The organism is Micromonospora solifontis (assembly GCF_003725545.1).
GTDB lineage: Bacteria > Actinomycetota > Actinomycetes > Mycobacteriales > Micromonosporaceae > Micromonospora > Micromonospora solifontis.
Genome location: NZ_RJLN01000021.1, coordinates 67,218 through 77,048, shown reverse-complemented (window position 1 = coordinate 77,048; position 9,831 = coordinate 67,218). Strand labels below are relative to the sequence as shown.

Genomic DNA, 9,831 nt, shown 5'->3' with positions numbered 1-9,831 from the left:
GCGGCCGGGCCAGCCCGTGCCGGCCCCGCTCCTTGTACGCCAGCAGCCCCGCGCGCAGCGCCCCGGCGTACGGGCCGAGGGCGACGCAGGGCGGCAGGTCGGGCGGGCGCGGGTCGGGGCTGGTCGGCGCGGGCCGCAGCGCGTCCAGCTCATCGACGCAGCGCGGGCAGAAGCCCTGCCGCAGGCCCGGGACCCGGTCGGCGCAGCCCGCGCACCCGGCCGGCAGCACCAGGTCGGTCAGGTCCGACCAGAGCCCGCCCACATCCGGCACGCGGGGCCTCAGTAGTAGAAGAAGGGGGCGGTGGGGTTGGCCGCCGGCTTGCCCGCGGTCGGGGTCGCGACGTCCTTCACCTGCTCCCGCTTGATGATGTCGACCGGGTTGTTCTTGTAGGCCGCCTTGTTCGCCTCGTACATGTAGGTGAACGAGGGCAGCACGCCGACGACCGACCCCGGGTAGGCGGCGAGCTGGGTCACCTCGGCGCCGATGTCCCGCTCGAGCGGGGTTTCCAGGATCCCGTCGACCGTGGTCTGGTAGATCGCCGGCCGGTTGCCCTCGTAGCCGGCGCAGACCAGGTCGTTCTCCGCGATCCAGTCGACGGCGGTGAGGCGGCTGAGCCGGGTGAACAGCCGGCGCGGCTGGCCCACACTGAACGTGGTCCCGTCCACGTTCACCGCCGCGACGTGCAGGGCGCCGTTGATGACCAGGGCGACGCGGTGCCCCTCGATCGAACCCGCGACGGCGGTGACCTTGCCGGTGACGGTCAGCGGGACCGGGACCATCCCGGCCGCCCCGTCGAACCGGTAGAGCCGCCCGTCGGCGACCACGAGGCCACCGGGATGGTTCGGGTCGAGCGAGCGGATCCAGGTCGGGCGCCCGATGGCGGTGTAGGAGTCCCTGCTGTCGTTGAACACGGTCACCGGGTCGGGGCCGGAGCCGACCCGGAGCACCTGCCGCCCGTCCGGGCGGCTGACGACCAAGGCGGCCAGCACCTGGTCGCCGGCGGAGCGGCTGAGCGCCGCCGAGATCACGTTGCGGTTCTTCGCCGCCGCCACGGGCACCGATCCGCTCGCCTCACCGAGGGTCAGCGGGTGGATCGCCCCCTCGTAGACGGCGAAGCGCTCCGGCCTTCCCCCGGCGGGAAACGCCGGCTGCTCGGCTCGTTCCTGCTTCAGGTCGACGGTCCGCCGCTTCTGGTCCCGGACCTTGAGGTCGAGCTGGCCGGTCAGCTCGGGCAACGACCAGGCCAGCTGGGTGGCCAGCTTGGCCAGCCAGCTGTCGTTCGCCCCGGGCATGGTCAGGTTGACCTCCCAGCGGCCGTTCGAGCTGGTCGCGTTGTTGATCAGTTGGGTGCCGTCCGGCAGCTTGCTCACCCCGGGGCTGAGCCAGTCCGGCGGTCCCTTGGTGAGCCACCGCACCACCTCGGTGACCCGCCGCTCGCCGGGCACCGCCAGAGGCAGCCACCGCCGGTCCGGCACCAGCCGGTTCTGCTCGGCGTTCCAGAAGTAGATGGTGTGCAGACCGTAGTAGCCGCGCAGCGCGGTGTCGCTGGTCAGCAGGACGTTCGGCAGGTCGTAGATCCGCAGCTCCGAGCTGTTCCTCGGGTCGGGGCCCAGCTTGAACACGTACTCCGTGTCGCTGGCCACCGGCGGCGCCAGCGTGCCGTCCGACTGGAGCACCCCGATCTGCTGCACCTTGATGGTCACCGTGCTGGTGCGGTCGTTGTTCGGCGGGGTGACCTCCAGGTTCTCCCGCAGCCGCACCACGGTCAGCTCGATCTCGCTGCTCTGCTTCCGCTCCCGCAGGTCGTCCTTCGCCGCGTCGGCGAGGAAATCCTTCGCCCGGGCGTACGCCTGCTCGCGCTCCCCGGCCGCGGCGGCCTTGAGGTAGTTCTCGATGAACGGCCCCGGCTCGCTGGTGTCCGCCGGGGTGGGCGGCCGCGCGCCGCCGCCGTTGTACGAGCCCGGCTCGGCGGCCGGCCCCGAACCGTCGACCTGGACCTCGGTCTGGTCGGGGATGCCGCAGCCCGCCAGCCCGGTGGGGAGCAGCGCCCCGGCCAGCAGCGCGGCCAGCACCCGTCGCCTCACGAGACCACCTCGGCTTTGCCGTCCACCGCCGGCCCGATGGCCAGCGCGCCGGCGCCGCTGCCCGGCCCGATGGCGAGCGCGCCGCCGTCGCGGGGGCCGCCGAACGGCAACGCGGCATCGGCCGGCACCAGCCGCAGCGGGGAGGTGGTCAGCCGGTCGCCGGCCCGGGCCGGCAGGGTCAGCCGGAACTGGGCGCCCTGGCCGGGCGCGCCCCAGGCCTCCAGCCAGCCGCCGTGCAGGCGGGCGTCCTCCAGGCTGATCGAGAGCCCCAGCCCGGTGCCGCCGGTCTGGCGGGCGCGCGACGGGTCGGCCCGCCAGAACCGGTTGAAGACCAGCTTCTCCTCGCCCGGCTTGAGTCCCACGCCATGGTCCCGCACGGTGATCGCCACCGCGCTCTGGTCCATCCCGAGGGTGATCCGCACCGGCTCGGCCTCGCCGTGTTCGACCGCGTTGCCGACCAGGTTGCGCAGCACCCGCTCGACCCGGCGCGGGTCCACCTCGGCGATCACCGGGCTGTCCGGCACGTCCAGCTCGATGGCCACCCCGGCCCGCTCGGCCAGCCCGGCCAGCCGCTCGGCGACCCGGTGCACCACCGGCACCAGGTCGGTCGGTTCGGAGTCGAGAACCGCGAAGCCGGCGTCGAAACGGCTGATCTCCAGCAGGTCGGTGAGCAGCTCCTCGAACCGGTCCAGCTCGGCCTGGAGCAGCTCGGCGCTGCGGGCCACCGCCGGGTCGAACTCGTCCCGCTCGGCGAAGATCAGGTCGGCGGCCATCCGGACCGTGGTCAGCGGGGTCCGCAGCTCGTGCGAGACGTCGGAGGTGAACCGGCGCTGCAACCGGGACATCTCCTCCAGCCGGAGGATCTGCCGTTGCAGGTTGGTCGCCATCTGGTTGAACGAGGCGGCCAGCAGGGCCAGGTCGTCCTCGCCGTTGACCACCATCCGCTGGTCGAGCAGGCCGGCGGAGAGCCGCTGGGCGGTCCGGGCGGCCACCCGTACCGGAGTCACCACCAGCCGGGTGACCAGCGCGGCGAGCAGGCCGAGCAGGAGCACCAGGGCGGCGCCGGTGGCCACCACGGTGGCCCGGGCGTCGGCGGCCGTGGCGTCCTGCCGGGCGAGCGGCACGAGGTAGTAGAGCTCCACCTGTCCGAACCCGGTCGACACGGGTGAGCCGTACACGAGGTATTTGGTGCGTTGTCCGCCGAGCGTGCCGGTGCGGATCTGGTGGGCGATCTTGCCGCCGGCGACCGTGGCCCGCAGCTCCTCGCTGATCAGCGGACGCACCTCGACGTCCGGCGAGGTACGCGGCTGGATCACGCCGGCGTAGTTGTCCGCGGTGATCGCCACCACGACACCGCTGGTCTGCGTCGGGTCGCCGCCGGCCAGATAGTTGACCGTGCCCTCGACGGTGTCCTGGAGCTGCGCCTCCTGCGGCTGGTTGTAGAGCTTCAGCTGCGAGGAGGCGTACTCGCTGCCGTTGCGCAGCCGCACCAGGACGTCGGTCTCGGCGTTCTCCAACAGGATGTTGGTGATCTTGTCGGCGATCAGGTACGCGAACCCGCCCACCAGCAGGCTGGACGCGACCAGCGTGATGGTCACCACGCGTAGCTGGAGCGAGCGCCGCCAGGCCTGGTGCGCGCCCGAGGCCAGCCGGGCGGCCCGGCCGGCGACCACGCGCCAGAGCGCCCGCGCGGCGCGGAGCCGGCGGGCGGTGGTCGGCGAATCGGGGGGCGGGGAGGTCACCACAGTGCGACCCAGGTTATCCGGTGCCCGCCTTGTAGCCCACGCCCCGAACGGTGAGGATGATTTCGGGCCGCTCCGGATCCGGCTCGATCTTGGCGCGCAGCCGCTGCACGTGCACGTTGACCAGCCGGGTGTCGGCGGCGTGCCGGTAGCCCCAGACCTGCTCCAGCAGCACCTCGCGGGTGAACACCTGGCGCGGCTTGCGGGCCAGCGCGACCAGTAGGTCGAACTCCAGCGGGGTCAGCTTCACCTCCTCGCCGTCCCGGGTGACCGTGTGCGCCGGCACGTCGATGGTGATCTGGTTGCCGGGCGGGCCGATGGTGAGCAGCTCCGGCGCCACGTCCTCGCCCCGGCGCAGCCGGGCCCGCATCCGGGCCACCAGCTCCTTGGGCTTGAACGGCTTGACCACGTAGTCGTCGGCACCGGACTCCAGCCCCAACACCACGTCGACCGTGTCGCTCTTGGCAGTCAGCATGACGATCGGCACGCCGGACTCGGCCCGGATCGCCCGGGCCACGTCGATGCCGCTCATTCCGGGCAGCATCAGGTCGAGCAGGACGATGTCGGGCCGACTGTCACGGAACGCGGCCAGCGCCCGTTCCCCGTCCGCGACGAAGGAGGGCACGAAGCCCTCACTGCGCAGGACGATGCCGAGCATCTCGGCGAGCGCGGGGTCGTCGTCGACCACCAGTACCCGGGCTCTCATGGGGTTTATCGTTCCATCCCCGTTCGTTTCGGAGGGTTCGGCGTCATCACGGCACGGTACTGCGGTGGGCGGCCCCGCACCACAGCCACCGACCCGGACACCCGGCGTGGCGCGCCACGGACGTGCCGGGTCAGCCGGAACAGGACCGGCCGTGCAAACATGATCCCCCGGGCGCGCCCCCGCCCGCCACCACAGACGCCGCCAGGAGTACGCGTGTCCGACGCCGGCCCGACCGCCGTGCTCCCGCGTCGCCCCCTGACGGTGGGCGAGCTGCTGGACTCGGCCGTCCTGCTGCTGCGCGCCCAGGCCCGACTGCTGGTCCCGCTCGGCGTGCTGCTCGCCCTCGGCGAGCAGTTGCTGCTCCACCCGCTGCGTGCGCTGGCCGCCGCCCGGCCGCCGGAGTGGTGGTTCCACGACCACCGCTTCGGCTGGTACTGGCTGCTGCTGGCGGCGGGAGCCGGGACCGAGGCGTCGATCATCGCGGTGCTGGGCAACCCGGCGGCGCGGGGCGCCGGGGCGGCGCTGCTGGGCCGCCGGGCCGGGGTCCGCGAGCTGTTCCCCGCGGCCCGCTGGGGGGCCACCCTGCTGTTCGCGGCGGCCGTCGGGCTCACCGTCTGCCTGGCCGCGCTGGCCGGGCCGGTCTGGTTCATCGCGTACGGGTTGCTCGGCGCGGTGATCCCGGCGCTGGTCGTGGACCGGGTGCCCGCACACCGGGCCCCGGGCCGGGCGCTGCGGCTGGCGGTGCGCGCCGGTGCCCGCGCCGCCGCCATCCGGCTCCTCGGCTACCTGGGCTGGTGGCTGATCCGGCTGGGCATCGGCCTGGGTCTCTGGTACGGGCTCGTGCTGCTCGGCCTCTTCGACCTCCAGGCGTGGGCCCTGCCGGTCGCCACGGCCGCCTGGGCCGGAGTGAACGCGGTCGCGTACCCGGCGCTGGCCTGCCTCGACGCGGTGCTGCACCTGGAGACCCGGATGCGCACCGAGGGGCTGGACATCCGGCTCTCCCGCGCCCCGGTCGGCGTCCCGGAGCCCGTCCTGCTGGCGGTGCCCCGGTGAGCCGGTGGTGGACCGAGACCGTCGCCGCGCTCGGCGACGTCGTACCGCTGCCGCTGGCCGCCCTGCTCCTGCTGCTCGCCGCGCTGCTGGCCGCGCTGGCCTGGTACTTCTTCCCGGCCTGGGTGCCCCGCCGGCTGCCGCGCTGGCGGCTGCCCCGGCTGCCCCGGCTGCGGCTGCCCCGCCGGCGCCGCCGGTCGAAGGCACGCCCGGCGGACGGGTCGCCTCCGGTGCCCACGCCCCGGGCGCCGGAGCCGGTGCCGGCCCGTCACGCCGCCCTCGCCGATCGGCTGGCCGCCGAGGGCCGGTACGCCGAGGCGGTCCGGGAGCGGCTGCGCGACATGGTCCGCGAGCTGGTGGAGCGCCAGGTGGTCGAGCCGCGCGCCGGGATGACCGTCACCGAGCTGACCACGGCGGCGGCGCAGGTACGACCCGGAACGCGGCCCGCCCTGCACGCCGCCGGGGCGGTCTTCTCCGACCTCTGGTACGCCCAGCGCCCGGCCACCCCGGAGCACGACCGCGCGATGCGCCGGCACGCCGCCGACCTGCACCGGGAACTGGCCGGGGAGGGTGAGCGCCGGTGACCGTCCCCCTCGACCCGCCGCGCCCGGAGACGCCGCCCCGCCCGGCGGCCCCGCCACGGCGCCGCCGGCACCGGCTGCTGATCCCGCTCGGGCTGGCCGTGCTGCTGATCGTGGCCACCCTGGTGTGCCACGCCGTGGACCAGCCCGACCCCACCGACCGGGGCTTCCTGTCCCCGGTCGCCACCGGAGCCCACGGCGGCAGCCGGCTGGCCGAGGCCCTGCGCGGGCAGGGCGTGACCGTACGCCGGGAGACGGACACCCTCCAGGCGCTGCTGGCCACCGAGCCGGGTCCGGCGACCCTGTTCGTACCGGCCCCGGAACTGGTGCACCCGGCCACCCTCGGCGCACTGACGGACCTGCCGCCCGGCAGCCGGCTGGTGCTGGTCGACCCGTCCCGCCGGGTCCTCGTCGGGACGGGGCTGCCGGTGGTCCCGGGCGGGCGCCGCTGGGCCACCCGGGTCACCGACCCGGACGCCGGCGGCCGGCCCTGCCCGCTGCCCGAGGCCACCCGCGCCGGTCGCGCCGCCGCCGTGCACCAGCGGTACGCCGCACGGGCCGGCGGGACGGTCCGCGGCTGCTACGCGGGCGGGCTGGTCCGGGTGCCCTGGCGTACCGAGGTGGTGGTGATCGGGGCCAGCGACCCGTTCCGCAACGACCGGATCGACGAGTGGGGCAACCGGGCGCTGGCCACCGGGCTGCTCGGCGGTCCCCGCCGACTGGTCTGGCTCGACCTGCCCGGCCCGGCCCCGGCGCCGACCGGTCCGGGCTGGTCCCCCGCCCCCGGCGAGGGCCCCGGTGACGGCTACGGCCACGGTGACGGCCCCGGCGGTGGCGACGGCCCCGGCGGTGGCGACGGCCCCGGCGACGGTGGGGCGCGGGACCGCTCCGACCAGGGCTCCGACGACCGGGCGGACGGCGGCTCGCCGTGGGACAACCCGCTCTGGGACGCCTTCCCGGCCTGGTTCTGGGCCCTGCTGCTCCAGCTCGCCCTGGCCGGCCTGCTGGTGGTGCTCTGGCGGGCCCGCCGGCTCGGTCCACCGGTCCCGGAGCCGTTGCCGGTGACCGTCCGCTCCGCCGAGACGGTGCTCGGCCGGGCCCGGCTCTACCGGCGGGCCCGGGCGCGCGGACCGGCCGCCGAGACCCTGCGCGCCGCCGCGCTGGCCCGGCTGCTGCCCCGGCTCAGCCTGCCGCCCGACACCCCGCCCGCCGACGTCGCCGCGCGGGTCGCCGCTCACACCGGCCGCGACCCCGAACAGGTCGCGGAGCTGCTGCACGGCGCCGAGCCGACCACCGACCAGGAATTGCTGGCGCTGGCCCGCGGCCTGGACGCGCTGAACCGTACCGTCTTCCACCCGAGCGAAGGAGACCCCCGGTGACCGGACCCGTCATCGCGCCGGCCGGCGCGCAGACCGACGCCCGTGCCGCCCTGCACCGGCTGCGCGCCGAGGTGGCCAAGGCCGTCGTCGGGCAGGACGCCGTGGTCACCGGCCTGGTGCTCGCCCTGCTCTGCCGGGGGCACGTGCTGCTGGAGGGCGTACCGGGGGTGGCCAAGACGCTGCTCATCCGGACCGTCGCCACCGCGCTCGACCTGGAGTCCAAGCGGGTGCAGTTCACCCCGGACCTGATGCCCGGCGACGTCACCGGTTCGCTGATCTTCGACCCGCACACCGCCGCGTTCACCTTCCGGGAGGGGCCGGTCTTCACCAACCTGCTCCTCGCCGACGAGATCAACCGGACCCCGCCGAAGACCCAGTCGGCGCTGCTGGAGGTGATGGAGGAGCGGCAGGTGTCCGTCGAGGGCGAGCGCCGGCCGCTGCCCGAGCCGTTCATCGTGGCCGCCACCCAGAACCCGATCGAGTACGAGGGCACCTACCCGCTGCCGGAGGCGCAGCTCGACCGGTTCCTGCTCAAGCTGACCGTGCCGCTGCCCAGCCGGGACGAGGAACTGGGCGTGCTCCGCGCCCACCACGCCGGCTTCGACCCGCGCGATCTGCGGGCGGTCGGCGTACGCCCGGTGGCCACCGCGGCCGACCTGGCCGCCGCCCGGAAGGCGGTCCGCGGGGTGCTCGTGGCCGAACCGGTCCTCGGCTACATGGTGGACCTGTGCCGGGCCACCCGGGTCGCCCCCGCGCTCGAACTGGGCGCCTCGCCCCGGGGCGCCACCGCGCTGCTCGCCACCGCCAAGGCGTGGTCCTGGCTGGCCGGTCGCGACCACGTCACCCCGGACGACGTGAAGGCGGTGGCCCGGCCCACCCTGCGGCACCGGCTGCGGCTGCGCCCGGAGGTGGAACTGGAGGGGGTGACCGTCGACGCGGTGCTGGACGCGGTGCTGGCCACCGTGCCGACCCCGCGATGACCTGGCGGGCGGCGCTGCTGCTCGGCGCCGGTGCGGCCACCCTGCCGGCCTGGCCGGCGCCGTACCTCGGCGTCGCCGTGATGACCGGGCTGGTGCTGCTGCTCGTCGCGCTCGACTGGGCCCTCGCGGCGCCGCTGCACGGGCTCACCGCCACCCGCACCGGCGACCGGACGGTCCGGCTGGGCGGCACCGCCACCGTCACCCTGCACCTGGCCAACGCCTCCGACCGGGTGCTGCGCGCCCAGGTCCGCGACGCGTGGGTGCCCTCGGCGGGCGCCGAGCCCGACGTACCGCCCGGACGGGTGCTCACCGTCGAGCCGGGCGGCGTCGCCACGCTGCCGGTCCGGCTCACCCCGGCCCGCCGCGGTGACCGGCCGGCGGGCGTGCTGACCGTACGCTCCCTCGGGCCGCTGCGGCTGGCCTTCCGGCAGCGCGCCGGCCGGCCCACCACCCCACCGTGGACCCTGCGCGTGCTGCCCCGCTTCGACTCCCGCCGGCACCTGCCGGAGAAGCTGGCCCGGCTGCGGGTCATCGACGGGGTGCAGGTGACCCGGGGGCGCGGCCAGGGCACCGAGTTCGACACGCTGCGCGAGTACGTGGTCGGCGACGACGTGCGCTCGATCGACTGGCGGGCCAGCGCCCGCCACGCCGACGTGCTGGTACGCACCTGGCGGCCGGAGCGGGACCGGCGGCTGGTCTGCGTCCTGGACACCGGGCGCACCTCGGCGGTCCGGGTCGGCGACGAGCCCCGGCTGGACACCGCGATCGACGCGGCGCTGCTGCTCACCGCGCTGGCCGCCCGCGCCGGCGACCGGGTCGACCTGTTCGCCGCCGACGCCGCCCTGCGGGCCACGGTGACCGGCAGCGGCCGGCCGGCCCTGCTGGCCCGGCTGGTGGACGCCGTCGCCCCGCTCCAGCCGGCGCTGGTGGAGACCGACTTCGAGCTGATCGCCGGGGAGGTGCTACGCCGGGAACGGCGGCGCAGCCTGGTGGTGCTCTTCACCGCACTGGAGGCGGGCGCGCTCGGCGAGGGGCTGCTGCCGGTGCTGCCCCGGCTGGCCGCCCGGCACCGGGTGGTGATCGCCGCGACCCACGACCCGGTGCTGACGGGGCTCACCGTCGCCCCGCCCACCGGCCTGGACGACGCCTACGCCGCCGCCGCGGCGTGGCGGGCCCTGGCGGAACGGGACCGGGTGCGCTCGGCCCTGTCCCGGCACGGCGTGACCGTGGTGGACACCCCCGCCGACCGCCTCGCCCCCACGGTCGCCGACACCTACCTCCGCCTCAAGTCCCTCGGCCAACTCTGAC

The 9,831-nt window shown here is 75.6% G+C and carries 8 protein-coding genes and 1 pseudogene; 5 read left to right on the top strand and 4 right to left on the bottom strand.

The features are described from left to right. From EFE23_RS10370 to mtrA, 4 genes and pseudogenes are all read right to left on the bottom strand, one after another. Window positions 1-271 (bottom strand): annotated as a pseudogene (locus EFE23_RS10370) (ComF family protein); the annotation flags it as partial. 8 nt (window positions 272-279) lie between these two features. Next, window positions 280-2,085 (bottom strand): LpqB family beta-propeller domain-containing protein, encoded by a 1,806-nt coding sequence (locus EFE23_RS10365; RefSeq protein WP_123240678.1) that lies wholly within the window; start codon window positions 2,083-2,085, stop codon window positions 280-282. Then, complete coding sequence (mtrB, locus tag EFE23_RS10360) at window positions 2,082-3,758, bottom strand: MtrAB system histidine kinase MtrB (RefSeq protein ID WP_373683991.1); 1,677 nt, start codon at window positions 3,756-3,758, stop codon at window positions 2,082-2,084. Before mtrB ends, EFE23_RS10365 begins: the two co-directional genes overlap by 4 nt. An 85-nt stretch (window positions 3,759-3,843) precedes the next feature. Next, window positions 3,844-4,533, bottom strand: coding sequence for an MtrAB system response regulator MtrA (gene mtrA / locus EFE23_RS10355; protein ID WP_073832804.1), 690 nt, complete (start codon window positions 4,531-4,533; stop codon window positions 3,844-3,846). 213 nt (window positions 4,534-4,746) lie between these two features. On the opposite strand from mtrA, the gene EFE23_RS10350 reads away from it, so the two are divergent. Genes EFE23_RS10350 through EFE23_RS10330 form a run of 5 tightly spaced genes read left to right on the top strand, consistent with a single transcriptional unit; the run spans window position 4,747 to window position 9,830 of the window. Next, on the top strand, window positions 4,747-5,586 hold the full coding sequence (locus tag EFE23_RS10350; RefSeq protein ID WP_123240676.1) for a hypothetical protein: 840 nt from the start codon (window positions 4,747-4,749) through the stop codon (window positions 5,584-5,586). Beyond that, entirely contained in the window at window positions 5,583-6,167 is a 585-nt protein-coding gene (locus EFE23_RS10345) for a DUF4129 domain-containing protein (protein WP_123240675.1), read from the top strand. Before EFE23_RS10350 ends, EFE23_RS10345 begins: the two co-directional genes overlap by 4 nt. Then, window positions 6,164-7,543 carry a DUF4350 domain-containing protein gene (locus EFE23_RS10340; protein ID WP_123240674.1) on the top strand — a complete coding sequence of 460 codons (1,380 nt, stop codon included), beginning with the start codon at window positions 6,164-6,166 and terminating at the stop codon, window positions 7,541-7,543. The genes EFE23_RS10345 and EFE23_RS10340 overlap by 4 nt, the downstream gene beginning before the upstream one ends. Next, on the top strand, window positions 7,540-8,523 hold the full coding sequence (locus EFE23_RS10335; protein WP_123240673.1) for an AAA family ATPase: 984 nt from the start codon (window positions 7,540-7,542) through the stop codon (window positions 8,521-8,523). Before EFE23_RS10340 ends, EFE23_RS10335 begins: the two co-directional genes overlap by 4 nt. Continuing rightward, the gene (locus tag EFE23_RS10330) at window positions 8,520-9,830 is read left to right on the top strand and encodes a DUF58 domain-containing protein (protein ID WP_123240672.1); all 1,311 of its coding nucleotides are present in this window, start codon (window positions 8,520-8,522) and stop codon (window positions 9,828-9,830) included. The genes EFE23_RS10335 and EFE23_RS10330 overlap by 4 nt, the downstream gene beginning before the upstream one ends. The last annotated feature ends 1 nt before the right edge of the window (window position 9,831 follow it).

Excerpts from the sequence above, each read along its gene's own strand:
- mtrA (WP_073832804.1), bottom strand. The coding sequence starts at position 4,533 with ATGAGAGCCCGGGTACTGGTGGTCGACGACGACCCCGCGCTCGCCGAG.
- EFE23_RS10330 (WP_123240672.1), top strand. The coding sequence starts at position 8,520 with ATGACCTGGCGGGCGGCGCTGCTGCTCGGCGCCGGTGCGGCCACCCTG.